The organism is Pseudomonas sp. LARHCG127, assembly GCF_052871455.1.
On record NZ_JBIXJT010000017.1, the window covers coordinates 78037 to 103062 of the forward strand.

At 63.4% G+C, this 25026-nt stretch carries 25 protein-coding genes; 14 read left to right on the forward strand and 11 right to left on the reverse strand.

Annotated features, from left to right (window positions below; all coding sequences use genetic code 11):
* Positions 1–346 precede the first annotated feature (346 nt).
* Together ACIPQ1_RS24500 and ACIPQ1_RS24505 are read left to right on the forward strand one after the other, a co-directional pair.
* Positions 347–1654 carry a type VI secretion system Vgr family protein gene (locus ACIPQ1_RS24500; protein ID WP_250964113.1) on the forward strand — a complete coding sequence of 436 codons (1308 nt, stop codon included), beginning with the start codon at positions 347–349 and terminating at the stop codon, positions 1652–1654.
* Positions 1651–2448, forward strand: coding sequence for a DUF4123 domain-containing protein (locus tag ACIPQ1_RS24505; RefSeq protein ID WP_250964114.1), 798 nt, complete (start codon positions 1651–1653; stop codon positions 2446–2448). Before ACIPQ1_RS24500 ends, ACIPQ1_RS24505 begins: the two co-directional genes overlap by 4 nt.
* A 3-nt stretch (positions 2449–2451) precedes the next feature.
* Here the strand turns inward: ACIPQ1_RS24505 and ACIPQ1_RS24510 are convergent, their stop codons facing one another.
* Both ACIPQ1_RS24510 and ACIPQ1_RS24515 read right to left on the reverse strand, forming a co-directional pair.
* Positions 2452–3801 carry an MATE family efflux transporter gene (locus ACIPQ1_RS24510; RefSeq protein WP_446534935.1) on the reverse strand — a complete coding sequence of 450 codons (1350 nt, stop codon included), beginning with the start codon at positions 3799–3801 and terminating at the stop codon, positions 2452–2454.
* A 94-nt stretch (positions 3802–3895) separates the two neighbouring features.
* On the reverse strand, positions 3896–4189 hold the full coding sequence (locus tag ACIPQ1_RS24515; protein ID WP_018607618.1) for a hypothetical protein: 294 nt from the start codon (positions 4187–4189) through the stop codon (positions 3896–3898).
* A gap of 165 nt (positions 4190–4354) precedes the next feature.
* Here ACIPQ1_RS24515 and ACIPQ1_RS24520 point away from each other — a divergent pair, with 165 nt between their 5' ends.
* The 4 genes from ACIPQ1_RS24520 to ACIPQ1_RS24535 are packed head-to-tail and all read left to right on the forward strand — an operon-like array spanning position 4355 to position 6627.
* Positions 4355–4660: a MazG-like family protein gene (locus ACIPQ1_RS24520; protein ID WP_003186192.1), complete on the forward strand. Its 306-nt coding sequence runs from the start codon at positions 4355–4357 to the stop codon at positions 4658–4660.
* Complete coding sequence (locus ACIPQ1_RS24525) at positions 4657–5406, forward strand: methyltransferase (protein WP_446534936.1); 750 nt, start codon at positions 4657–4659, stop codon at positions 5404–5406. Before ACIPQ1_RS24520 ends, ACIPQ1_RS24525 begins: the two co-directional genes overlap by 4 nt.
* Before the next feature lie 25 nt (positions 5407–5431).
* On the forward strand, positions 5432–6049 hold the full coding sequence (locus ACIPQ1_RS24530; protein WP_250964119.1) for a DUF4136 domain-containing protein: 618 nt from the start codon (positions 5432–5434) through the stop codon (positions 6047–6049).
* A gap of 20 nt (positions 6050–6069) precedes the next feature.
* The gene (locus ACIPQ1_RS24535) at positions 6070–6627 is read left to right on the forward strand and encodes a DUF4136 domain-containing protein (protein ID WP_186707916.1); all 558 of its coding nucleotides are present in this window, start codon (positions 6070–6072) and stop codon (positions 6625–6627) included.
* Between the two features lie 227 nt (positions 6628–6854).
* On the opposite strand, the gene ACIPQ1_RS24540 is transcribed toward ACIPQ1_RS24535, so the two are convergent.
* Both ACIPQ1_RS24540 and ACIPQ1_RS24545 read right to left on the reverse strand, forming a co-directional pair.
* Positions 6855–7709: a MaoC family dehydratase gene (locus ACIPQ1_RS24540; RefSeq protein WP_446534937.1), complete on the reverse strand. Its 855-nt coding sequence runs from the start codon at positions 7707–7709 to the stop codon at positions 6855–6857.
* 2 nt (positions 7710–7711) lie between these two features.
* A complete protein-coding gene (locus tag ACIPQ1_RS24545) occupies positions 7712–9064 on the reverse strand; it encodes a 3-oxoacyl-ACP reductase (RefSeq protein ID WP_446534938.1) in 1353 nt (450 codons plus the stop codon).
* A gap of 258 nt (positions 9065–9322) precedes the next feature.
* Here ACIPQ1_RS24545 and ACIPQ1_RS24550 point away from each other — a divergent pair, with 258 nt between their 5' ends.
* Positions 9323–10600: an acetyl-CoA C-acetyltransferase gene (locus ACIPQ1_RS24550; protein WP_411386404.1), complete on the forward strand. Its 1278-nt coding sequence runs from the start codon at positions 9323–9325 to the stop codon at positions 10598–10600.
* On the opposite strand, the gene ACIPQ1_RS24555 is transcribed toward ACIPQ1_RS24550, so the two are convergent.
* Positions 10587–11615 carry a bile acid:sodium symporter family protein gene (locus ACIPQ1_RS24555; protein WP_446534939.1) on the reverse strand — a complete coding sequence of 343 codons (1029 nt, stop codon included), beginning with the start codon at positions 11613–11615 and terminating at the stop codon, positions 10587–10589. The two genes, ACIPQ1_RS24550 and ACIPQ1_RS24555, sit on opposite strands and share 14 nt — an antisense overlap.
* 79 nt (positions 11616–11694) lie before the next feature.
* Between ACIPQ1_RS24555 and ACIPQ1_RS24560 the strand changes: the two genes are divergently transcribed.
* Positions 11695–12486 carry an AraC family transcriptional regulator gene (locus ACIPQ1_RS24560; protein ID WP_411386406.1) on the forward strand — a complete coding sequence of 264 codons (792 nt, stop codon included), beginning with the start codon at positions 11695–11697 and terminating at the stop codon, positions 12484–12486.
* Between the two features lie 238 nt (positions 12487–12724).
* Positions 12725–13618 (forward strand): PA4780 family RIO1-like protein kinase, encoded by an 894-nt coding sequence (locus tag ACIPQ1_RS24565; RefSeq protein ID WP_014336406.1) that lies wholly within the window; start codon positions 12725–12727, stop codon positions 13616–13618.
* Positions 13619–13842: 224 nt separating this feature from the next.
* On the opposite strand, the gene cueR is transcribed toward ACIPQ1_RS24565, so the two are convergent.
* The 3 genes from cueR to ACIPQ1_RS24580 all read right to left on the reverse strand — a co-directional run bounded on the left by cueR (position 13843) and on the right by ACIPQ1_RS24580 (position 17252).
* Positions 13843–14244, reverse strand: coding sequence for a Cu(I)-responsive transcriptional regulator (gene cueR, locus ACIPQ1_RS24570; protein WP_446534940.1), 402 nt, complete (start codon positions 14242–14244; stop codon positions 13843–13845).
* Complete coding sequence (locus tag ACIPQ1_RS24575) at positions 14241–16634, reverse strand: heavy metal translocating P-type ATPase (protein WP_446534941.1); 2394 nt, start codon at positions 16632–16634, stop codon at positions 14241–14243. Before ACIPQ1_RS24575 ends, cueR begins: the two co-directional genes overlap by 4 nt.
* A gap of 234 nt (positions 16635–16868) precedes the next feature.
* Positions 16869–17252: a hypothetical protein gene (locus tag ACIPQ1_RS24580; RefSeq protein ID WP_446534942.1), complete on the reverse strand. Its 384-nt coding sequence runs from the start codon at positions 17250–17252 to the stop codon at positions 16869–16871.
* Between the two features lie 148 nt (positions 17253–17400).
* On the opposite strand from ACIPQ1_RS24580, the gene ACIPQ1_RS24585 reads away from it, so the two are divergent.
* Both ACIPQ1_RS24585 and ACIPQ1_RS24590 read left to right on the forward strand, forming a co-directional pair.
* The gene (locus tag ACIPQ1_RS24585) at positions 17401–17598 is read left to right on the forward strand and encodes a heavy-metal-associated domain-containing protein (RefSeq protein ID WP_250964918.1); all 198 of its coding nucleotides are present in this window, start codon (positions 17401–17403) and stop codon (positions 17596–17598) included.
* Positions 17599–17693: 95 nt separating this feature from the next.
* On the forward strand, positions 17694–18896 hold the full coding sequence (locus ACIPQ1_RS24590) for a multidrug effflux MFS transporter (RefSeq protein WP_411386410.1): 1203 nt from the start codon (positions 17694–17696) through the stop codon (positions 18894–18896).
* A 1-nt stretch (position 18897) separates the two neighbouring features.
* On the opposite strand, the gene ACIPQ1_RS24595 is transcribed toward ACIPQ1_RS24590, so the two are convergent.
* Both ACIPQ1_RS24595 and ACIPQ1_RS24600 read right to left on the reverse strand, forming a co-directional pair.
* A complete protein-coding gene (locus ACIPQ1_RS24595) occupies positions 18898–19068 on the reverse strand; it encodes a hypothetical protein (protein ID WP_250964920.1) in 171 nt (56 codons plus the stop codon).
* 249 nt (positions 19069–19317) lie between these two features.
* The gene (locus ACIPQ1_RS24600) at positions 19318–20331 is read right to left on the reverse strand and encodes a zinc-binding alcohol dehydrogenase family protein (RefSeq protein ID WP_411386411.1); all 1014 of its coding nucleotides are present in this window, start codon (positions 20329–20331) and stop codon (positions 19318–19320) included.
* A 114-nt stretch (positions 20332–20445) separates the two neighbouring features.
* Here ACIPQ1_RS24600 and ACIPQ1_RS24605 point away from each other — a divergent pair, with 114 nt between their 5' ends.
* From ACIPQ1_RS24605 to ACIPQ1_RS24615, 3 genes are all read left to right on the forward strand, one after another.
* Positions 20446–21375: a LysR family transcriptional regulator gene (locus ACIPQ1_RS24605; protein WP_446534943.1), complete on the forward strand. Its 930-nt coding sequence runs from the start codon at positions 20446–20448 to the stop codon at positions 21373–21375.
* Positions 21376–21516: 141 nt separating this feature from the next.
* Positions 21517–22251 carry an ArsR/SmtB family transcription factor gene (locus ACIPQ1_RS24610; protein WP_446534944.1) on the forward strand — a complete coding sequence of 245 codons (735 nt, stop codon included), beginning with the start codon at positions 21517–21519 and terminating at the stop codon, positions 22249–22251.
* A 110-nt stretch (positions 22252–22361) separates the two neighbouring features.
* Positions 22362–23744: an MFS transporter gene (locus ACIPQ1_RS24615; RefSeq protein WP_446534945.1), complete on the forward strand. Its 1383-nt coding sequence runs from the start codon at positions 22362–22364 to the stop codon at positions 23742–23744.
* 253 nt (positions 23745–23997) lie between these two features.
* Here the strand turns inward: ACIPQ1_RS24615 and ACIPQ1_RS24620 are convergent, their stop codons facing one another.
* Entirely contained in the window at positions 23998–24951 is a 954-nt protein-coding gene (locus tag ACIPQ1_RS24620) for an adenosine deaminase (RefSeq protein ID WP_186707946.1), read from the reverse strand.
* Between the last annotated feature and the right edge of the window lie 75 nt (positions 24952–25026).

The window sequence follows — 25026 nt, forward strand, 5'->3', positions numbered from 1 at the left end:
GGTGGCGGGTCCCGCCGCGGGGGCCCCCCCCAACCCCCCCCCGGGGGGCCGCCCCCCCCCCCCCGCGCCCCCCCCCCCCCCCGCCACAGGATTGCATCAGATCCAACGCTTGGCTGATCGACACTGCCCGCCGGGGCTGTCAGAAAAAACACCGTACATTGCGGTTTTTTTCGGACAGTCCCGGAGGACATTTTTGTTTATGCCACGGTTATTTCTTCACACCGGTTCATTTAATCGGCGATGTCCTTATTTCATGTAGTCCCTTTCCTAACTTGTACTTGGCCCCTCTACGCGGCCATGGCGGTCGGCGAGAATCCCCGGCCGCCCTTCCTGTAGAGAAACGCCGATGTCCGATCCAGCCTGCGAGCCAGCTTTTCGTCTGGAGATAGCCGGTCTGCCCGAGCCCGTTGACGTGGTCGCTTTTACGGGCAGTGAAGCGATCAGCGAACCCTTCGTCTATGAAGCGGAGCTGCCGTCGCTCGACCCGAGCCTGGACTTGACGGGCCTGCTGTACCGCAGCGTCTGGTTGAGTTTCGGAGCGCCAGACCGAGGCATTCATGGGCAGATCCATGAGTGGGTCCAGCACTCCCATGGCGCCGGCTGCCGGGTGCGTATCAGCCCCAGGCTGGCCTGTCTGGCTCAGCGCTTCAACCAGCGAGTGTTCAGCGCCCGCTCGGTGCCGCAGATCATTCGCCAGGTGCTCAAGGCCCATGGCATCAGCGGGCGCAGCCTGTGCCTGGACCTGAGTGGCGATTACCCACCGCAGGATTTTTGTACCCAGTATCGGGAATCGGACCTGCAGTTCCTCCAGCGCGTGTGCGCCCAAGCGGGTATCCACTTTCATTTCGAACACGCCCGCGACGGGCATTGCGTGGTGTTCGCGGACAACCCGCACAGTTTTCCCCCTGCCGGCCAGGCGGTCTATGCGGACGAGGGGCCGACTGCCGCGGTGCGGACCTTCAGCGTGCAAACCGCTGTGGCGGGGCAGCAAGTCGCCCAGGGTCGTAGCGACCTGACGAACCTGCACGCCGGCCAGATACTGACGCTGATGGCCCATCCGTTTGCCAACTGGAACCGGCGCTGGCTGTTGACCAAGGTCGAGCATCGCGCCCAGGCGGGCGTGTATGGCAATCATTTCAAGGCCATTCCCCGGGGCGTGCTGTTCATGCCGGACAACGTCCCGGCCAAGCCCCGCATGGCAAGCCGGCAACGCGGTTGGGTCGTGGCGGTTGACGAACCTCCAATGCTCGGGGCAGGGCGCGTGGCGGTGGAGTTCGACTGGGTCTATCAGGGCGAAGGTTCCAGTCCCAGCCATTGCTGGTTGCCTTTGGCGCCCGAGCTGGCTGCTGGCGGGGTGGACGCGATGGGTGACGGTACCGAGGTGCTGGTGAGCTTTATCGAAGGCGATCCGGATCGGCCGTTGATCAGTGCATTTCTGAGCGAGCCTGCCTTGGTAGAGGGCGCGGATGAGTCATTCTCGGGCGAAACACTTGGGCCATCTGGGGTCGATCCGGTGCTGTTGTCGGCGATGCGGGAGGCCGAGCCGCTGGTCTTGTTGTGCCTGTTGCCCGAAGGCGGGCCTTTCAACCCTTGCACCCAACCCCTGTGCACCTGCCGCATGCTCATGGGCCGCGGCTCGGGCGTTGCTCGATGAGCGCCGTGGCCGTGCCTGGATCGACGCCGCAGTGGTTGTTGCTGGACGCACCGAGTGCGCCTGAGGCGGTGCAGCGTGTTCACGCGCAGTTCGCCGACGCCCAGCGCTTTGCCCTGTTCGAAGGCACCGAGTTGCATGGGCTTCGCGACCACGGCCCGCTGTTGGTGGATCTGCGCCAATCGCCAGCGTTGACGAGTCTTTGCCACCTGGCCCCGCGCGCCTGGCCAGGGCTGTTGTTGGCCTGTCCACAGCCTGCGGTGCAATTACTGGCGCATCTGCGCCGCATGCTGACGGTGACGCTGGGCCTGCATCACAAAGCCTTGTTGAATTACTACAACTCGCACACCGCCAGCTATTTCTTCGACGGTTGCGACTCCCATGAACTCAGTTGCTGGCTGGGTCCGATCAGCCTGTTGCGCTGGTTCGGCGGCACATGGGCCGACCGGGCGATCGGCAGTCAGGGCTGGCAGCAACTGTCCAACCCCGGATTGCCGGTGGCGGCGCTGGAGAAGGAGCACGGCCTCAGCGACCGACAGCAGGGCCAGTTGCAGCGCTGCCTGCTGGAGCGTCACGCGTGGCAATGGTCCCTTTCCACCGGCTGTGATTACCGCCGGCTCTGGGATGATGTGCAGCAGGGGCTGGCGCTGGGTTTTACCGAGCGGACGGTGCTCGACGACTGGCTCTGGCTGCGGCTGCAATACCCCAATGCCCGACTCTTGCCGGGGCCGGAGGGTGGTTCGCAGCGCGAGCGGCTCGATCACCTGCGGCGACGCTGGCAGGGCCGTCAGGGTTGAGGGTTATTGCGTCGGCGCGCCGAGCCAACGGTCGTGTCGCTGCAAGTGCCAGGCGAACGCACCGAGGGTCAGGCTGCGCAAGGCCATGAACAGCAGGAAGGTGATCCACAGTCCGTGGTTGCCCAACCCCAGCAGCATCCAGGCGATTGGCGCCACCAGCAGCAGGGTCAAGACCATGCCGTTGCGCATTTCCCGGGCGCGGGTGGCACCGATGAATAGGCCGTCGAGCAGGTAGCTCCAGACCGCGATCAGCGGCAAGGTCGCCAGGTAGGGCAGGTAGCCATAAGCGGTGGCGCGCACCTCGGGGATGTCGGTCTGCATGTCGATGAACACGTGGCCGGCGAGCAGGAACAGCAGGGCAAAGCCAAGGCTGGCAATCAGCGACCAACCGCCGGCTACCACCAGCGAGCGACGCAGGGCGAGGCGGTCGCGAGCGCCAATGGCATGGCCGCACAGCGCCTCCACGGCGTGGGCGAGGCCGTCCAGGGCATGGGCGGTCAGCAGCAGGCCATTGAGCAACAGGGCATTGGCCGCCACGGTCGCGTCCCCCAGGCGCGCGCCTTGCACCGTGATCAGGAAAAACACCGCTTGCAGGGCCAGGCTGCGAATGAAAATGTCCCGGTTCACCGCCAGCAGCGGACGCCAGTTCTGCCACACGCCCAGGGCTGCCCAGGCGATTTGTCCGGGCCAGGCCCGCAGGGTCTTGCGAGCCAGGGCCAGGCCAACCAGCGCACCGGTCCACTCGGCAATCACCGAGGCCCGGGCCGAGCCGGTCACGCCCCAGTCCAGGCCGATCACGAACCACAGGTTCAGGGCGATGTTGACCAGGTTGGTCACCAGCAGGATCGCCAACGGCGCCCGGGCATTCTGGGCGCCAAGGAACCAGCCCACCAGCGCATAGCTGGCCAGCGCCGCCGGCAAGCCGAAGAGCCGGGTATGGAAGAAGTCGCGGGTCAACTGGTTGAGCTCAGCGGACGGCTGCATGAAGTGCAAGGCCACGTTGCTCAACGGCACGCCGACGGCACCGAGCAGCACCGCCAACCCCATCGCCAACAGCAGGCCTTGCAGCAATACTTGCCGCAACGCCGCGCCGTCGCCACGCCCGGCGGCCTGTGCGGCGAACCCGGTGGTGCCCATGCGCAAGAAACCCATGGCCCACGCCAGCACCGTATACAAACTCGCCCCGACCGCCACCGCGCCCAACTGATGGGCATGGGGCAAGTGGCCGATGACCGTGCTGTCCACCAGCGCCACCAGCGGCACGGAAATGTTCGAGAGAATCATCGGCGCAGCCAACGCCCAGACCCGGCGATGGGTGAGGCGGTCGCGCCAGTCGGTGATCAGGTTGGGCATGCGGGCTCCTTGATGGAGCGCGATTGTAGCGGGTTCTTGCCTGCTCGTTCCCTGCGGAACTTGGATTCATTGTGGCGAGGGGACGCTGGAGGCTTTAGTGAATGATCCAGCTCAACAACCACAACCCCAGCACCAGCCAGATGATGCCCATGACGATCGAGGCCCGCATAAATGCGCGAATGGCCGAGTACAGCAGCATCAGCCCGAGGATCAGGGCGATGATGCTGATGATCGAAGTGTCCATGCCCAGGGTGCGTGACAGCCCGTCGACGAAGTTACCGCCGGCGTTGGCCAGGGTGTTGAAGAGGCCGCTGAGCAGGTCGACGATGAACCGGATCACCGAACCGAGCGCTTGGCCGAGCCATTCGAAAAAGCTTTCTGCCTGCATATGTGCATCCTGATGGGAGGGAATCTGCGTTGAGCCGTTGGCTCCTGATTGTAGGAACTGTGGCGGCCGAGTTGGTTCGATTATGGGGCAAACCGCCGCTTCGTACCGAGGACTCTTGCCTTCCCCAGTCATCCCCCTGAAGCTATGCGCATTCAGGAGAACCCGATGAACCTTGTTGAACTGACCGAACGCCTGCATGCCATTCGCGACCGTAACGATTGGCGGCAATTTCACAGCCCGAAAAACCTCGCCATGGCCGCCAGCGTGGAAATGGCCGAGTTGGTGGAGATTTTCCAGTGGCTGACCGAGGACCAGTCCCGCCAGTTGCCGGCGGACAAACTGGCCCACGCCGGGCAGGAAGTCGGTGACATCGTGTTGTACCTGTTGCTGCTGTGCAGCGAGCTGGGCCTGGACATGGACGCCGTGGTGCGCAGCAAGCTGGCGGACAGCGAACGGCGGTTCGGCCAATGAGCGACCGTCATTTCGATCAGCTCGCCACGCGTTTCGCGGAGAAAATCTACGGCGGGGCCAAGGGCGCGATCCGCCTGGCAGTGCTTCAGGCCGACCTGCTGGAAACCTTGCCGCAACGCCCGTTGCGCGTGCTGGACATCGGCGCCGGCCTGGGCCACATGTCGTTGTGGCTGGCCGAGCGCGGCCACCAGGTGACCCTGGCCGAGCCGGCCGAACCCATGCTCGAAGGTGCCCGCCAACGCTTTGCCGAGGCCGGCCAGCAGGCCACGTTTATCCAGGCACCGTGGCAGGACCTGCTCGGCCAGTTGACCGAGCCTTACGACCTGGTGCTGTGTCACGCGGTGCTGGAGTGGCTGGCCGAGCCCCACGCGATCCTGCCGGTGTTGCACCAACTCACGGTCCCGGGCGGTTGGTTGTCCCTGGCGTTCTACAACCGCGACGCGTTGGTCTATCGCAACCTGCTCAAGGGGCATTTTCGCAAGTTGCGCAAAAACGACATGGCCGGCGAAAAACAGAGCCTGACACCACAACAACCCCTTGATCCGCGCGAATTGGCGGCGCAACTTGAAGGCCTGTGGCAGGTCGAAAGCCAGAGTGGCGTGCGGGTTTTCCATGACTACATGCCCGTAGAATTCCAGGGGCGGGTGGAGCTAGCGCAGTTGCTGGAAATGGAACTGGCCCACCGTCGTCATCCGGCGTTTGCCGGGTTGGGGCGTTATCTGCACTGGGTATGTCGTCCTCTCTGATCTGAACGTGCAATCGGAGCGCGAAATGAAAGGTCGTTCAGGGTTGTTGGTGCTGTGCCTGGGGCTGGTGGCCTGCCAGGGCAGCAACCCCTATGTCGCCACTTCCAACCCGCTGCCGCCGGCGCCGCCCGAGGCCGCCACGGTATTGGACCGTAGCGCCTATCCGGCGCCGCCCCGTGATTACGGGCGCTATCGCAGTTGGGCCTGGCGTGACGGGCGTTTGCCACCGGGCACTGCCTGGGCGGATTCGGCCCAAGTGGCCGAAGCGGTGAGCAATGCCCTCGACCAGCGAGGCCTGCGGCCACTGCATGACAACCGCCCCGCCGACCTGTTCGTCAGCGCCGACCTGCGCCTGGAAACCCGCGTGCGTCAGGTTCGGGACGACTATGATGCGGGGTACTACGGAGGCTACAACCGTTACGACCGCTACGGTCCGGGTTATGGCGTGTACCGTCCGATGCCGATGGTGCGCACGTATCAGGAACAAGTCGTGGTGGTTCGGGTGGACCTGTTCGATGCCCGCACCGGTCAGCCGGTGTGGAGCGCCAGCGCCGAGACTGGCCAGCGGGGCAGCCAGACCGAGCGCACCGATGCCATTCGTGAAGCGGTGGAAAAAGCCCTGTCGGCGTATCCGCCAAGTTGATTACGCAACGGAGAAAAACCATGTTTCGCCGTCTTGCTCTACTGGCCTTCACCTTGCTGCTGGGGGCCTGTGCTTCTAACCAGGTCAATCATGACTTCGACACCAGCCGTGATTTCGCGGCGTATCGCAGTTGGAGCTGGAAAGACCCGGCGCTGCAATATCGTCCTGATGACCCCCGAATCAAGAGCGACCTGACCGAACAGCGGATCCGCCAGGCGGTGGCCGATCAACTCGACCAGCGAGGCCTGCGCCCGGCCGCGGCAGGTGGGCGCGGCGATGTGCTGGTCCAGGCCTATTTGATTGTCGAGGACCGCCAGCAGCAGGTCACGACCAACTATGGCGGCGGTTGGGGCGGCCCTTGGAACGGGTATTGGGGCGGGCCGATGTACAACGAAACCCGCAACATCAGCTACAAGGTCGCCACCGTGCAGATCGACCTGCTCGATGGCAAGGACGGCAAGCTGGTGTGGCGTGGCAGTGATGAGCAATTGCTCAGCAACTCCCCCAACCCGACCGACCGCAACACGGCTGTGCGCGAGACGGTCGGGCGGATCCTGTCCAACTACCCGCCGCGCTGAGTGGGGTGATTCAAGATGGATGCAAGCTGACCCACCGCCATCGCGAGCAAGCTCGCTCCCACAAGGATTTTATGGCGGACACCCGCTCTGTGAACACCCCGGAATAACTGTGGGAGCGAGCCTGCTCGCGATGACGGCGGCACATCCAACTTGGGTGCAAGCTGACCCACCGCTATCGCGAGCAGGCTCGCTCCCACAGTGGATGGGTGTGGAGACCCTCATGGTGCTCAGGCCACCGGCCGCCACGCTCCCACCATATGCTCCAGCGCCCCGGCGCCCACCAGTTGCAGTTGCCCACTGGAGCCCGCCGCGCTGGCCAGCAGGGTCACTTCGCTGGGCAGGCGCACTGGTTTTTTGAAGGTCACGTCAATCTCGATGTTGGCCTCGGCCAGGTGGTCATCCAGCGCCGCCAGGGTCCTGGCCTTGTTCCACAGACCATGGGCGATGGCGGTGGGGAAGCCGAACAGCCGAGCGCTAATACCACTCAGGTGGATCGGGTTGTAGTCGCCGGAGACCTTGGCGTACTGCCGACCGATGTCAGCCGGTGCGGCCCAACGCGCGACTTCAATCAAGGGCAAGCTGGCCTCGGGCGAGTCGTCCACGAGTGCGCCGTCAAGCTGGACGCCTTTGCACAGCATCTGGCTCCGGGCCTCCCACAGCGGCCCCAATTGATCATCGAGGCGGGTCATCAGGTCGAAGGCTGCGCCCTTGGCGTGGGCTTGCAGGTTCTCGACATGGACGCTGGTCCGCACCTGGCCGACCCCGCCCATGGGCCGCAATACACGAATGCGGTTGCTCAAGTGGATCAGCCCCAACAACGGAAAGGGAAAGTCCCGCCCTGTGAGCAATTGCATTTGCAGGGCGAACGCCAAGACGTGGGGATAGGTCGGCGGCAGCAGTCCGTTATCGACGAAACCGCAAACCTTGCGATAAGCCGCCAGCCGTTGCGGGTCGACCTGGAGCACTTGGCGCAACCCTTCCTCGGGCAAGGTTGTTCCGGTGACTTTGCGCCGTGTCGCCGCTTTCGAATAAAGCCCGGACATGGATGGCGGGCTGCTGACGTCATGCCATTGGATCGTCATGGTCACGCTCCCAATAGGCTTTGACCGCACACCCGCAAGGCCTGCCCGGTCACGGCGCCGGTGCCCGGTTGTGCGAGCCAGGCCACGGCTTCGGCGACGTCCTGGGGCAAACCGCCCTGGCCAAGGGAACTCATGCGCCGTCCGGCCTCGCGCAAGGCGAAGGGGATCTCGGCGGTCATGCGGGTTTCAATGAAGCCCGGCGCCACGGCATTGATGCTGATCCCGCGTGTCTGCAACTGCGGTGCCCACGCCTGGGCCAGTCCGATCAGCCCGGCCTTGCTCGCCGCATAATTGGTCTGCCCCCGGTTGCCGGCAATGCCGCTGATGGACGCCAGCAGAACCACCCGGCCATTGTCGCGCAGGGTGCCGCTGTCGAGCAGGGCCTTGGTCAGTACTTGCGGGGCGTTGAGGTTGACGGCCAGCACGGCGTCCCAGAATTCCGGGGTCATGTTGGCGAGGGTCTTGTCCCGGGTGATGCCGGCGTTGTGCACCACGATGTCGACGCCGTCGGGCAAGTGCTCGATCAACTGGGTGGCGGCATCCTCGGCGCAGATATCCAGCGTGACGCTGCGCCCGCTCAAGCGTGCCGCCAGGGCGTCGAGGTCGGTCTTGGCCTGGGGGACGTCCAGCAGGATCACGTCGGCGCCATCGCGGGCCAGGGTTTCGGCGATGGCGGCGCCGATCCCGCGGGCTGCGCCAGTGACCAGCGCCTTGAGCCCCGTGAGCGGCCGGGTCCAGTCCTGGACTTGGTTGTCGCAGGTGTTAAGACGAATGACCTGCCCGGAAATGAAGGCGCTTTTGGGCGACAGGAAAAACCGCAGCGCACCTTCCAGCTGGGTTTCGGCACCGTCGCCGACGTACAGCAATTGCAGCGTCCCGCCGTGGCGCAGCTCTTTGGCCAGGGACCGGCTGAAACCCTCCAACGCCCGCTGGGCACTGGCGGCGAACGGGTCGCCAAGACTTTCCGGCGCACGCCCGAGGATGACGACATGGGCGCTGTGGTCGAGGTTTTTCATCAGCGGCTGGAAAAATTCCCGCAGCTGCTTGAGCTGGTCGGCCTGGACCAAATGGCTGGCGTCGTACACCACCGCCTTGATTTTCGGGCCGTGGCCGGGGATCCATTCCGTGGCCAGGGTCGGTTCGCCGCCGTAGATGAAAATGCTGTCGGTCAGGCGCTTGGCAAAGGTGCCGATCTGTTCGGTCAACGGCCCACCGCCCAGCAGCAGCGCGCCTTCGATCGGCCGCAGCCGCCCAGCCTGCCAGCGTTCCAGGCGTACCGGCGAGGGCAGGCCGAGGGACCCGACCATGCGCCGGCCGATGGGCGAATTGGCGAAGTCGATATAACGGTCAGACATGGAACACACTCCGGCTGATGAGGTTCCAAGTGTGGACCATGATTGGCAATCAGTCGTTCGATCGGTGAGATAAAGCCTAAGCTTGTGCCGGAGCGTCTTGTCCAAGGCACCGGATACCTGTGGAAGCGAGCTTGCTCGCGATGCAGGTGCCGCAATTTTTCAGGGATAGCGCGTCATCGTTCATCGCGAGCAAGCTCGCTCCCACAGACGTTCGGTTGTTTCAGCGAGTGCATTCAGACCTACACAGGGAGTTCTTTCATGACACAACTACGTCGCGTCGCGATCATCGGCGGTAACCGCATTCCCTTCGCCCGCTCCAACGGGCTCTATGCCACCGCCAGCAACAAGGCGATGTTGACGGCTGCCCTCGAGGGGCTGATCGAACGCTACAACCTGCATGGCTTGCACATCGGCGAAGTGGCGGCCGGTGCGGTGCTCAAGCACTCCCGGGATATGAACCTGACCCGCGAATGCGTGCTCGGTTCGCGGTTGTCACCAATGACGCCGGCCTATGACGTGCAGCAGGCCTGCGGTACGGGGCTGGAGACGGTGCTGCTGGTGGCCAACAAGATCGCCCTGGGCCAGATCGACAGCGGTATTGCCGGCGGCGTAGACACCACATCGGACGCGCCGATCGCCGTCAACGAGGGGTTGCGCAGGATCCTGCTGCAAGCCAATCGCGCCAAGACCACCGCCGAGAAAATCAAGACTTTCCTGCAATTGCGCCCCCAACACCTGATGCCGGATCTGCCGCGCATCAACGAACCGCGCACTGGCCTGAGCATGGGCGAGCACTGTGAATTGATGGCCCAGACCTGGCAGATCCCTCGGGAGGCGCAAGACCAGTTGGCCCTGGAGAGCCATCAGAAGATGGCCGCGTCCTACGCCGAAGGTTGGCAGAACGACTTGATGACGCCGTTTCTCGGCCTGACCCGAGACAACAACCTGCGCCCGGACCTGACCCTGGAAAAACTCGCGTCCCTCAAGCCGGCCTTCGAAAAAAGCGCCAAGGGCACGATGACTGCCGGCAACTCCACGCCACTGACCGACGGTGCGTCGTTGGTGCTGCTGGGCAGCGAAGAATGGGCCAAGGCCCGGGGCCTGCCGATCCTGGCGTACCTGCGTGACGGTGAAACGGCGGCGGTGGATTTCGTCAACGGTGCCGAAGGGCTGCTGATGGCCCCGGTCTACGCCGTGCCGCGATTGTTGGCGCGCAACGGCCTGACCTTGCAAGACTTCGATTACTACGAAATCCACGAAGCGTTCGCCGCCCAAGTGCTGTGCACGCTCAAGGCCTGGGAAGACCCGGACTACTGCAACACCCGCCTGGGCCTCGACGCGCCGCTGGGGTCCATCGACCGCAGCCGGCTGAACGTGAAGGGCAGTTCCCTGGCCGCCGGGCATCCGTTTGCCGCCACGGGCGGGCGCATTGTCGCCAACCTCGCCAAGTTGCTGGACGCCGCCGGGCGAGGTCGAGGGTTGATCTCCATCTGTGCCGCCGCCGGCCAGGGCGTGACGGCGATCATCGAGCGTTGACGAGGGCGCCGTCCTGGCCGGATGTCAGCGCCTTGTGCTGGCTAGCGTAGCGCTCGGCCAGGATCGAGCAGACGATCAACTGCAGCGGGTGATAGATCATGATCGGCAGCAGAATCAGCCCCAGGCCCGGATGGTTGCCGAAAATCAACGCCGCCATCGGCACCCCGGCGGCAAGGGATTTCTTGCTGGCGCAAAACACCGCGGCGACTTCATCGGCGCTGTTGAATTTCAGGGCGCGGGCGGTACGGGTGGTCGCCCACAGGATGATTGCCAGTAGCACGGCACTGCCCACCAGTGCGCTGAGCAACACGCCGTTGCCTTGCTGGCGCCAGATGCCGGACACCATCGAATTGCAGAACGCCGCGTAGACCAGCAACAGGATGACCAACTTGTCGATGATGCTGGTGTAGCGTTTGTATCGTCCGAAAAAGCCGGCCAGCCAACGCCGCAGGAACTGCCCCAGTACCAGCGGCAGCAGCAACATCAGGCACAGGTCGAGCAAGGTTGACCCCAGGTCGATGCCCCCGGCGCCACTGCCGACGACGAAACTGACCAGCAACGGTGTCAGGAAAATCCCCAGTACGCTGGACAGGCTCGCGTTGAGAATCGCCGCTGGCACGTTACCTTTCGCACTGCCGGTCAGGGCCACCGAGGAAGAGATCGTCGAGGGCAGGGCGCAGAGGTAGAAGAACCCCAGCATCAGCAGCGCCGGCACATGGCTGCCCAGCAGCCAGTTGCTGAGTAGCCAGATCAATGGGAACACGCCAAAGGTGAAGCCCTGCACCATCGCATGCAGCCGGATGTTCTTCAGGCCGTGGCGGATCTGCTCGCCGGACAGGTTGACCCCGTGCAGGAAGAACACCACGAAGATGCCGATGTTGACCACCCATTCGGCATGCATGGCACCGCCCGTGGCGCCAAAGGTCGGGAAGAAATACGCCAACAGCGTGGCGAGCAACATGCCGCACAGGAACCAGTCGGTCACCAGGCGTTTGAGGTGTCTGACGATATGCATAGGGCACCGCAAGTTGTAGGAAAAGTCGACTTAGCCTAACGTCGTCACCATCAGTCGTCTTGCGACATAAGGCCAATCAATGCCGACTAACGGACATCAGCAACTGGAACGCCATATCCCCGACCTGGCGCAATTGCCGAGGCCGCTGTACGCCCGTGTCGAAAGCCTGAGTGCCGGTTCCTGGACCCAAGCCCATCGTCATGATTGGGTGCAATTTTCCTACGCCATTAGCGGGGTTCTTGGCGTACACACCGCCGCCGGCAGTTTTTTTGCCCCGCCACAACGGGGCATCTGGATTCCGGCGGACCTGGAGCACCAGGTGGTGACCTCCACCCGGGCGGAAATGCGCAGCCTGTACGTCCATCGCCACGCTTGCCCCTGGGCCGATGAGCGCTGTCGGGTGCTGGAGGTCACGCCGCTGGCCCGTGAACTGATCAAGGTGTTCTGTCAGCTGCCGGTCGATTATCCCCAGGGTGATACCCAGGAAGAACGGCTGGTGCAGGTGCTGCTGGATCAGTTGGCGACGCTGCCGGAGGTGGGATTTTCCCTGCCGCTGCCGCGACATGCCCGCTTGCTGGCGCTGTGCAACGAATTGATCGAACAGCCCGAACAGAACGTCACCTTGCATGTTTGGTCCGAGCGTCTGGGCACGTCGGAAAAAACCCTGATGCGCCTGTTCCAGCGCGAGACCGGCCTGAGCTTTCGGGCCTGGCGTCAGCGCATGCGTTTGTTGTCGTCCCTGGGCTCGTTGGAGAAAGGCGACAGCGTTACCAGCGCCGCGTTGTCCTGTGGGTATGATTCAACGTCCGCGTTCATTGCCGCGTTCAAGGGGATGTTCGGGTTTACCCCGGGGGAGTTGTTCAAGCATTGAGTCGCCGCACTGGCCTACGGCGGCTGTAGACAAGGCTGTCAGCTCTTGTCGCAAATACCTGGGCATTCAGTTGCCAACGCCAGGTCCGGTCTCGGCTATGATTTGGCGCGGTCGATAATCCGGCACAGTGTGTGCATCACCGGTTCATAGGTCGGCAACCCCTCCCCGTGGAGCAAGGATTGCCGTATAACGACTGTCATTCGCGTGTTTGGTAATAAAGGACCCACAATAAAAGCTGATGAAGACTCCAAAACGCATTGAACCCCTGATCGAGGACGGTCTGGTCGACGAGGTGCTGCGCCCACTCATGAGTGGTAAAGAAGCAGCTGTTTATGTGGTGCGCTGCGGCAACGAGCTACGTTGCGCGAAGGTCTACAAGGAGGCGAACAAGCGAAGTTTTCGTCAGGCGGCCGAATATCAGGAAGGCCGCAAGGTGCGCAACAGCCGTCAGGCCCGGGCCATGGCCAAGGGCTCGAAGTTCGGGCGCAAGGAAACCGAGGACGCCTGGCAGAACGCCGAAGTGGCGGCCCTGTTTCGCCTGGCGAGCGCTGGTGTGCGTGTGCCCAAGCCGTACGACTTCCTCGAAGGCGTGCTGCTGATGGAACTGGTGGCCGACGAGTATGGCGATGCGGCACCGCGTCTGAACGATGTGGTGCTGGAGCCTGACCAGGCCCGTGAATATCACGCCTATCTGATTTCCCAGATCGTGTTGATGCTGTGTACCGGTCTGGTGCATGGTGACCTGTCGGAGTTCAACGTCCTGCTCACGCCAACGGGGCCGGTGATCATCGACCTGCCACAAGCCGTGGATGCCGCGGGTAACAACCATGCCTTCAGCATGTTGGAGCGGGACGTGGGCAATATGGCGTCCTACTTCGGCCGGTTCGCCCCGGAGCTCAAGCGCACCAAGTACGCGAAGGAAATGTGGGCACTGTACGAAGCCGGCACCCTGCACCCGGCCAGCGTGCTGACCGGCGAGTTCGACGAGCCGGAAGAACTGGCGGATGTCGGCGGGATCATGCGTGAAATCGAGGCTGCACGCCTGGACGAAGAACGCCGCCAGGCGGTCCGCGCCGCCGACGATGCACCACCCGGAAAGACCGAAGAACCACCGCCGCCATGGATGCAATGATCGGTTGAACAAAAACCCGGCCAATGGCCGGGTTTTTTGTGGCCGGAAAAAGCTCAGCCCCACCGCTAACCCTCTGTGGGAGCGAGCCTGCTCGCGATAGCGGTGGGTCAGCTTGCATTGATGATGAATGTGCCGCCGTCTTCGCGAGCAGGCTCGCTCCCACAGTTATTCGGGGTGGTCGCAGGATCAATGTCTACCACTGATTCATTATAGGAGCGGTGGCATCAACTTTTGCAGCACCCCGACGCCAGTTCCTTGAGGATCGGACAATCCGGCCGGTGGTCGCCGTGGCAGTGTTCGACCAGGTCTTGCAGGGTGTCGCGCAGTTCGGCCAACTCGCGGATTTTCTGGTTCAGCTCATCGATGTGTTGCCGGGCCAGGGCCTTGACGTCGGCGCTGGCGCGTTGGCGGTCTTGCCAGAGGGTCAGCAGCTTGCCGACCTCTTCCAGGGAAAATCCCAAGTCGCGGGAGCGCTTGATGAACGCCAGGGTGTGCAGGTCATCGGTGCCGTAGATCCGGTAACCGCTGTCGGTACGATGTGCAGCCTTGAGCAGGCCGATGGATTCGTAATAACGGATCATCTTCGCGCTCAGGCCGCTCTGTCGGGCCGCTTGGCCGATGTTCATCGCTTGTCCTCCAATGGCTTGGGTGTCCAGAACTTCAACAGTAACGCATTGCTCACCACGCTGACGCTCGACAGCGCCATGGCCGCGCCGGCCAGCACCGGGTTGAGAAAACCGAACGCCGCCAGGGGGATGCCGATCAGGTTATAGATAAACGCCCAGAACAGGTTCTGGCGGATCTTGGCGTAGGTCTTGCGGCTGATGTCCAGCGCCGCCGGCACCAGGCGCGGATCGCCGCGCATGAGGGTGATACCCGCGGCATGCATCGCCACATCGGTGCCGCCGCCCATGGCAATGCCAATGTCGGCGGCGGCCAGGGCCGGTGCGTCGTTGATGCCGTCGCCCACCATCGCCACCACCGAATGGCGCTTCAATTGTTGGACGATGGCGGATTTATCCGCCGGCAGTACCTCGGCGTGGACATTGGAAATCTCCAGCGCCTGGGCCACTACTCGGGCGCTGCCTTGGTTGTCGCCGGTGAGCAGGTGGCTGGCGATATGCTGTTCATCCAAGGCCTGTACGGCTGCCAGGGCACCAGGCTTGAGGGTGTCACCGAAGGCAAACAGGCCTAGCACCCGCGGCACTGCGCCTTGTTCGATCAGCCAGGACAACGTGCGCCCTTCGGTTTCCCAAACCTGTGCGGATTCGGCCAGCGAACCGGGGTTCAGGCCCCGTTCTTCAAGCAGGCGACGATTGCCCAAGGCCAGGCGGCGCCCGTCGAGGCTACCGGCAATGCCGCGTCCGGCCAGGGACTGGCTGTCGCTGACATCCGGCACGTGCAGGTCGCGCTCGGCGCAGGCATCCAGTACCGCTTTGGCCAGCGGATGTTCGCTGCCGCGTTGCAGCGCCCCGGCCATTTTCAGCAGCGCGTCCTCGTCGCCGTCGAGGGCGGTCAGGTGGGCGATGCGGGGCGTGCCGGAGGTCAGGGTGCCGGTCTTGTCGAACACCACGGTCGTGACTTCATGGGCGCGCTCCAAGGCCTCGGCGTCCTTGATCAGAATCCCGTGGCGCGCAGCCACACCGGTGCCAGCCATGATCGCCGTGGGGGTCGCCAGGCCCAAGGCGCAGGGGCAGGCGATTACCAGCACCGCAACGGCGTTGATCAGTGCGGTTTCCAGTGGGGCTCCGTACAGCCACCAGCCGATCAATGTCGCCAGGGCCAGCACCAGCACCACCGGCACGAAGACCTGGCTGACTTTATCCACCAGTTTCTGAATCGGCGCCTTGGTGGCCTGGGCGTCTTCCACCAGGCGGATGATGCGCGCCAGAACGGTTTCGGCGCCCAAGGCTTGCGTGCGGATCAGCAACCGGCCTTCGCCATTGATAGCGCCACCAGTGACTTTGTCGCCGGGCTGCTTGGGCACCGGCAGGCTTTCGCCGCTGATCAGCGCTTCGTCGGCATGGCTCTGGCCTTCCAGCACTTCACCGTCCACCGGGAAGCGTTCGCCGGGCTTGACCAGCACCCGGTCATTCAAGCGCAGGGCGCTGATAGCAACGTCCCGCTCCTGGCCATCGATCACCTGGATCGCCCGCTCCGGGCGCAAGGCTTCGAGGGCGCGGATGGCGCTGGCGGTCTGGCGCTTGGCGCGGCTTTCCAGGTATTTGCCGAGCAGCACCAGGGCAATCACCACCGCCGAGGCCTCGAAATACAGGTGCGGCATGCTGCCGGGACGGGCGATCGCCCATTCATACACGCTCAAGCCATAGCCGGCGCTGGTACCCAGGGCCACCAGCAGGTCCATGTTCCCGGCACCGGCCCGCACGGCCTTGAAGGCGGCGACGTAGAACCGCGCGCCAAAGATGAATTGCACCGGCGTTGCCAGGGCGAACTGCACCCAGGCCGGAAGCATCCAATGCACGCCGAACGGCTGCAGCAACATGGGCAGCACCAACGGCACGGATAGCAGGATCGCCAGCACCAGCGTCAGGCGTTCACGATTCAGGCGGTTGCCCTGGGTATCGGCGGCCTGCTCGGCCTGCCAGACCGTGGCGTCGTAGCCAGCACGCTTGACCGCATCGATCAGGGTTTGTGCATCCACGTGGCCGAGCAGTTCGAGGTGAGCCCGCTCGTTGGCCAGATTGACGTTGACGTTGTTCACGCCATCGACCTTGCCCAGGGCGCGTTCGACCCGACCGACACAGGAGGCGCAGGTCATCCCTTCGATGTACAACTCCAGGGTCTGCACGGGAACGCTATAGCCGGCCTGTTCGACGGCCTGCTTCAAGGCCGGCAGGCTGCCTTCGGGGGCCTCGACTCGGGCCAGTTCCGTCGCCAGGTTGACGCTGACAGCACGGGTACCGGCGACTTTGCTCAAGGCTCGCTCGACCCGCCCGGCGCAACTGGCACAGGTCATCCCGGCAATGGGTAGATCGAACGTGGTGGATTCGGGCATGGGGCAGGCTCCCTGTAGTGAATGACTACAGGATCAACCTTGCCATGCTGGCAAGGTCAAGCGCCAATCCAAAACAGCGTTGCCGATCCCTGATCTGGGGAGTTGGCTCTGTGGGAGCAAGGCTTGCCCGCGATGAAAGCACCGCAGTCTCTTGAGGGACCGCAGCGCCTGGATCGCGAGCAAGCTTTGCTCCCACAAAGCTCCACAGGGGCTGGCAACCACAAGATGGGGGTGTCAGTAACCGAGCCCAGCCTGCTTGAGGTACATGCCTTGTTCATTCATGGCGATGCGGAACTTCAAGATGTCACCGGCCTTGAGGGTGATGTTCTGAGACCCTGGCGCGAGCATGCCCGGGTTGCACCCCGGCGCTTGTCCGGGCAGCAATTTCAGGCGCAAGGAGAATTGACCCGGCGGCAGGTTGAACGAGGTGCTTTGCTCCTGGAACAGCCGGGCCGAGAGTTGGTCCTGGATATAGATGCCGATTTCGCAATTGGTCGACACCTCCAGGCGCTCGCGGGAAATGATCAACACGCCATAGTCTTCGCCGGCGGCCGAGGCCTGGGAGGCCACCGCTGAAAGACCGAGCATGCAAAACAGGCTGAACGCTGACCAGCGCATGGCTGAACCTCCGGTGTGAAATCCTTAATGTGTGCAGCTTGGCTGAGGGCGATGCCGATTGCCAGCCCGGCAGTTTTTGTCAGAACTTGACCTTTCCATCGTGGCAAGCTTGAGACTGGCGGCAACCTCAATCCCAAGGAGTCATCCCATGCAAATTTTTAATGTCGAGGGCATGTCCTGCGGTCACTGCGTCAAGGCCATCACCCAGGCGGTCCAGGCCAAGGATCCGGCGGCTGACGTGCGCATCGACCTGGGCACCAAGACCGTCCAGGTCCAGAGTTCGTTGCCGGCCGATGCCGTGGTCGCGGCCATCAAGGAAGAGGGATATGGGATCAGTGTGGCTTGAGTTTTTTTAATCGTTAGCGACCTATCGGAATGTTCAAGTGCGCCCGGCACGGCTAGACTGTCGGGCTGTCGAACGACGCCTGAGCTGGACGCCCGATGAACCTCCGTACGATTCTAATTCTTGGCGCCTTGAGCGCTTTCGGTCCCTTGGCGATCGATTTCTACCTGCCCGCCTTTCCGGCGATGGCCACGGCCTTCGGTACTGACGAAAAACACATCCAGCTGACCCTGGCGGCCTATTTCCTCGGCTTGTCCATCGGGCAACTGGCCTATGGACCGGTGGCGGACCGCTTCGGACGGCGCATTCCGTTGCTGATGGGCGTCGGCTTGTTCACCCTGGCGTCCCTGGCCTGCGCCTATGCGCCGAACCTCGAATGGCTGATTGGCGCTCGCTTCGTCCAGGCCTTGGGCGGCTGCGCCGGGATGGTGATTTCCCGAGCGGTGGTCAGTGACAAATGCGACGCGGTGGGCTCGGCGAAGGTGTTTTCGCAATTGATGCTGGTGATGGGCCTGGCGCCGATTCTCGCGCCGATGCTGGGTGGGTTGCTGGTGAACCTGCATGGCTGGCAGTCGATCTTCATTGCCCTGACCGTGTTCAGCGCATTGGCGTCGACGGCGGTGGCCTTGTGGCTGCCGGAAAGCCTGCCGGACGATGTACCTCGGCAACCGTTGTCGGGAGCGTTGCGCCAGTACGGCCGGTTATTGACCGACGCCGTCTACCTCGGCCATGCGCTGACGGGGGGCATCGCTATCGCTGGGATGTTTGCCTACATCGCCGGTTCGCCTTTCGTCTTCATCAAGCTCTACGGTGTACCGGCCGAACATTTCGGTTGGCTGTTCGGCACCAACGCGGCGGGCTTCATCCTGGTTGCCCAGGTCAACGCCCGGTTGCTGTCCAAGCGCGGCCCGGCGTTCCTGTTGAACCGCGCGGTATGGGTCTACCTGGGGGCGGGGCTGAGCCTGCTGGCGGTCAGTTCATTGCAGCCGGCGCAGTTGTGGCCGCTGCTGGTCCCACTGTTTATCTGCATCGCCAGCCTGGGTTGCATCCTTCCCAATGCCTCGGCCTGCGCCATGAACGGGCAGGGCGCCCGGGCCGGCAGTGCCTCGGCGATGCTGGGATGCCTGCAGTTTTCCGTGGCCGCCGGGGCAGCCGCGTTGGTGGCGGCGCTGCATGACGGCACCGCGGTGCCAATGGCGCTGGTCATTAGCCTTTGCGGGCTGTTGGTGGTGAGCGCAGCGATGCTGACTCGTCGCCTGCAAAACGCCCGGGCACTGGTCCAGGCCAGTCGCGAAGGCTGACTCAGCCGGCTGCGCGCTGCTGTTGTTCGGGGAAGCGATGGGGCGCGTGGATCCGCGCCTGCAAGGTCGTGGCAAAAGCCTGAGCTTCGGTCTCGGTACGGAAGGTGACGACGTGCTGGTCAAGACGCACTTGCCATTGGGATTTTGCCACTTCTTTTATCAGGATCTTCATTGCTGACCTCCTCACGAAAAGATTGCGTTGCAAAGGCCTCGAGTGTAGACCCGAATGCGATCGCATTTGTGACAACGGTCAATTCTCGGACTGACGGTTAGTCGCCGGCTAATGAGGCAATCACTGTGGCGAGGGGGCTTGCTCCCGCTCGGTTGCGCAGCAACCGCAAAAACCAGGGGCCGCTACGCAACCCAGCGGGAGCAAGCTCCCTCGCCACGGGATTGTCAGCGGGGCGACCGCCGTGTTCGGTCAGAAGCCTTCGAGCACAATCTTGCCCTTGGCCTGGCCGCTTTCCAGCAAGGCATGGGCCCGGCGCAGGTTTTCGGCGTTGATGGTGCCGAAATGCTCGCCCACCGTGCTCTTCAGCGTGCCGGCGTCGATCAGGGCGGCCACGCGGTTGAGCAGCTTGTGCTGTTCAAGCATGTCGGCCGTTTCGAACAGCGAGCGGGTGTACATGAATTCCCAATGCAGCGACAGGCTCTTGCGCTTGAGCTTGGTCACGTCCAGCGCCTTGGGGTCGTCGATCAGCGCCAGCTTGCCCTGGGGCGCGAGGGCTTCGACCAGTTGGTCCAGATGCTGGTCGGTCTGGGTCAGGCTGGCGACGTGAGTCACCTGGGGCTGGCCCGCTTCTTTCAACACTTCGCTCAAGGGGCGGCTGTGGTCGATCACCAGGTCGGCACCCAGGCTGCGTACCCATTCCTGGGTTTGCGCACGGGACGCGGTGCCAATCACCTTCAACCCGGTGAGTTGGTGGGCCAGTTGCGTCAGGATCGAACCCACGCCTCCCGCCGCACCGACGATCAACAGGCTCTGGCCCTGGTCATCCTGGCCTTCCTGGATGCGCAGGCGCTCGAACAACAATTCCCAAGCGGTGATGGCCGTCAGCGGCAGCGCCGCGGCGTCGGCGAAACCAAGGGTCTTGGGCATGTGGCCGACGATGCGTTCATCCACCACATGCCGCTCGCTGTTGCCACCGGCCCGGGCGATGGAACCGGCGTAGAACACCATGTCCCCGGCCTTGAACAGCGTGACCTCGCTGCCGACTGCCTTGACCACGCCGGCCACGTCCCAGCCCAGCACCTTGGCGGCGCCACTTTCGGGCTGGACGTTCTGGCGGACCTTGGTGTCCACCGGATTGACCGAAATGGCCTTGACCTCCACCAGCAGGTCCCGGGGACCTGCGACCGGTTCCGGCAGCTCGATGTCCTGGAGCGATTGCGGGTCGGTGATGGGCAACGAATGGTAGTAGGCGATGGCTTTCATGAAGCGGCTCCGTGAGGTGAGTTTCGATGAAGGCCATGTTTAGCTATTTATCACCGAGATAAAACCGGCTAAAACAACAGGCTCTTTCAATAATATTTTGATAATGGAGTCGTCATGCTTCGCTTCGATGACTTGCAATTGTTTGTCCGGGCGGCGGACCTGGGCAGTCTCTCGGCGGCAGCCAGGGTCATGGACCTGTCGGCGGCGGTGGCCAGTGCCGCGTTGAAACGGATCGAGCAGCACCTCGGTGCGCGGCTGTTGGCCCGTTCCACCCGCAGCCTGCGCCTGACGGCTGAAGGCGAGGGGTTTCTCGAATACGCCCGTGCCGCGTTGAGCAGTCTCGACGAAGGCCGGCGCTTATTGACCAGCGGCCAGGACCAAGTCAGCGGGGTATTGCAGTTGTCCGCGCCCTCGGACCTGGGGCGCAACGTGCTGTTGCCCTGGCTGGATGGGTTCCAGCGCGAGCATCCCGGGCTGACGGTGCGGCTGCTGCTGGGCGATCGCATGGCCGACCTGTTCAAGCAGCCGGTGGACATCGCCCTGCGTTATGGCGAGCCGGAAGATTCAAGCCTGGTGGCCTTGCCCGTCGCCCCGGATAACCGTCGAGTGCTGTGTGCGTCGCCAGACTATCTGGCGCGCCAGGGTGAACCTTATCAGTTGGAGCAACTGGCCCAGCACAACTGCCTGTTGTACATGCTGGGCAGCCGGGTCCATGACCGATGGGTTTTTCATGACGGCAAACGGGAGGTGAGCCTCACCGTCAGCGGCGATCGCTTCAGTGATGACGCCGATGTGGTGCGCCGCTGGGCGGTGGCGGGGGCCGGGATTGCCTACAAATCGTGGCTGGATGTGTCCACCGACGTACTGGCCGGGCGCTTGAAAATCCTCTTGCCGCACCTGCAATGCGAGCGTGCGCCCCTCAATCTGCTGTGTGCCCACCGGGCGCAATTGAGCAAACCCATCAACCTTTTGCGGGACATGCTCCGGGACCGCTGCGGTGAGTTGACGGCTCGATTTCCACTCCCGGCGGGGGCGGGCCATTAGTCGCACGCAAATAGAGACTTTTCCCTCATGAACAATCGCCTCCAAAGGTTTCCGGAGGACAGGAAAGCGCGGTCACCGCGCTTATACTAGCGACCGCCTGCGCCAGAGCAGTAGACGAATGATTCAACAGGGAGTGAATACATGGAACATGCACCTTGCATCAGCCAGATCGCCACGCTGCTGGCTGACCCCAAGCGCAGCGCAATGATGTGGGCCTTGATGGACGGCACGGCCCGCCAGGCCGAGGAGCTGGCGTTGCTCGCCGGATTGTCGCCGTCCTCGGCCAATGCGCACCTGGGGCGCTTGTCCGCGGGAGGTCTGTTGAAAGTCGAAGCTCGGGGTCGCAAGCGGTTTTTCCGCCTGGCCGCGCCTGAAATCGGCGCCGCCGTCGAAGCGCTGGCCAGCGCGACCCTGGTCAGTACGCCACGGCAGATTCCGGAGGTCTTCAAGCGCCGGGTCATGCCGACCAAGACCCCGTCGGCCCCTGCTTCGTTGATGCGGGCCAGGCTGTGCGACGACCACCTGGGGGGAACCCTGGCGGCCGACCTCTACCAGCGCCTGCTGGACGCCGGATGGATCGAGCAGTTCGAACAACGGGTGATCGTCACGCACAAGGGTGCCAATCAACTGGCCGAGCGGGGCTTGTTCGTCCAGGCCCTGGCTTATCGCAATGCCCGTATCGCGTGCCCCTGCCCGGACTGGAGCGAGCGTCGTCCGCACCTGGGGGGCGCGCTGGGGGCGGCGTTGCTGCAACTGTTCATGCAGTCAGGTTGGCTGGTCTTGCCCAACGATTCGCGGGCCTTGCAGGTGACGACGCTCGGCCAGCAGGAAATCCACCGGTTCGCCCGGCAGGATGCCATGGAGATGGCGTTCTAGGGAACTGCCTGGCGCGTCGTTCAGGGCTGTCGACAGGTCGTATTCAGCAATAGCCGCTCACAAGGTTCGCGCACACTCGGTCCGGGGAATTTTCGGATTGGGGAGGCAGCATGGACACTCACGGTTACAGCGCGGCGGAACGCCTGGAGCGGTTACCCATCAGTGGGTATCACCGGGTGATTTTCATCATCATCGCCCTGGCGTTTTTCTTCGACTCGATGGACCTGGCGATGATGACGTTCCTGCTGGGCTCGATCAAAACCGAGTTCGGCCTGAGCACCGCCCAGGCCGGTTTGCTCGCCAGCTCCAGCTTCTTCGGCATGGTGCTGGGGGCGTCGCTGTCGGGCATGCTGGCCGACCGGTTCGGGCGCAAGCCGGTGTTCCAGTGGAGCATCGTGTTGTGGGGCATTGCCAGTTACCTGTGCTCCACCGCCCAGGATGTCGAGACCTTGACGCTGTTTCGCGTCCTGCTGGGTATCGGCATGGGCATGGAGTTTCCGATTGCCCAGTCGATGCTGTCGGAGTTGATCCCGGCCAAGCGTCGAGGGCGCTACATCGCCTTGATGGACGGCTTTTGGCCCCTGGGCTTCGTGGCGGCGGGGGTGCTGTCGTATTTCCTGCTGCCGGTGATCGGCTGGCGCGACATCTTCCTGGTGCTGGCGGTGCCGGCAGTGTTTGTCCTGGCGATTCGCTTTTTCATTCCCGAGTCGCCGCGCTGGCTGGAACAGGCCGGTCGGGGTGACGAAGCGGACGCGGTGCTCAAGCGGATCGAAGACAAGGTCCGGACCTCGCTGGGACGTCGCGATCTGCCGGAGCCGATCCGCCTGCCAAGGGTGGAGAGTGTGCCGGGCAATTTCTTTTCGGCCCTGGCGCAGATCTGGTCGCCGCTGTATCGCCAGCGCACGATGATGATCTGGAGCGTCTGGTTCTTTGCCTTGCTCGGTTTTTATGGCCTGACGTCCTGGCTCAGCGCACTGTTGCAGCAGTCGGGGTTCGCCGTGACCCAGTCGGTGTATTACACCGTGCTGATTTCCCTGGGCGGGATTCCCGGCTTCCTGATGGCGGCCTGGCTGGTGGAGCGTTGGGGACGCAAGCCGGTGTGCATCATCACGTTGCTGGGCGGCGGGGTGATGGCGTTTCTGTATGGGCAGAGCGCGGTGTTTGGCGGCAACGTCGGGCTGCTGATCGGCACCGGGTTGCTGATGCAGTTTTTCCTGTTCGGCATGTGGGCGGTGCTCTACACCTACACGCCTGAGTTGTACCCGACCTCCGCCCGGGCCACCGGCTCGGGTTTTGCTTCGGCGGTGGGGCGTATCGGTTCGCTGCTCGGCCCCTTGGTGACCGGCTTGGTGTTTCCCATCACCGGCCAGGGCGGCGTATTCGCCCTGGGCGCGCTGTGCTTCGCCGTGGCGGCGGGGGTGGTCTGGTTGTTCGGGATGGAAACCCGGGGCAAGACGCTGGAAGAGCTGAGCGAAGCGAACGCCACTGACTAAACACAATCCCCTGTGGGAGCGAGCTTGCTCGCGATAGCGGTTCGGCATTCAATATCGATGTCGCCTGATTGACCGCCATCGCGAGCAAGCTCGCTCCCACAATTGGATCTGCGTCCAACCGTGAACTTGCAGGCGATCAAAAAACCTGTGGGAGCGAGCTTGCTCGCGAAGGCGGAGTGTCAGTCAACATCGATGTTGAATGTACCGCCGTCTTCGCGAGCAAGCTGACTCCCACCGGGGTTGATCGTTGGGGTTAGGGTTTTACCAGTCGCGCATCCAGGCTGTTCTGCGCCAGGCGCTTGGCCTGGTCCTGGGTCATGCCCAGGTGGGTGTGCAGGGCGTGGAAGTTTTCGGTGACGTAGCCGCCGAAGTACGCCGGGTCATCGGAGTTCACCGTCACCTTCACGCCGCGCTCGAGCATGTCGAGGATGTTGTGTTGCGACATGTCGTCGAACACGCACAGCTTGGTGTTTGACAGCGGGCACACGGTCAATGGAATCTGTTCGTCGATGATCCGCTGCATCAGCCGCTCATCTTCGATGGCCCGCACACCATGGTCGATGCGCTGGATCTTCAGCAGGTCCAGGGCTTGCCAAATGTACTCGGGCGGGCCTTCTTCGCCGGCGTGGGCAACGGTCAGGAAACCCTCGTTGCGTGCGCGGTCGAATACGCGCTGGAACTTGCTCGGTGGATGGCCCATCTCCGAACTGTCCAGGCCCACGGCCACGAAGGCGTCGCGGAACGGCAGCGCCTGGTCGAGGGTTTTCTCGGCTTGTTCTTCGCTCAGGTGACGCAGGAAGCTCAGGATCAGGCCGCTGGTGATGCCCAGTTGTTGCTCACCGTCCTTGAGGGCGGCGGCGATGCCGTTGAGCACCACTTCGAATGGGACGCCACGGTCGGTGTGGGTCTGCGGGTCGAAGAACGGTTCGGTGTGGATCACATTCTGCGCCTTGCACCGCAACAGGTAGGCCCAGGTCAGGTCGTAGAAATCCTGGGAGGTGCGCAGCACATCGGCGCCCTGGTAATAGAGGTCGAGAAATTCCTGCAGGTTGTTGAAGGCATAGGCCTTGCGCAGGGTATCGACGTCGTTCCACGGCAGGGCGATCTTGTTGCGTTCGGCCAGGGCGAACAGCAGCTCGGGTTCCAGCGAGCCTTCCAGGTGCAGGTGCAGTTCAGCCTTGGGCAGGGCGTTGAGCCAGTCGTACATGGTCTTTTCTCATCAGCGAATCGATGGCGGCCATTCTACAGGGGGCTGGCCGCCCTGTCGGGTAAAACCTGACCG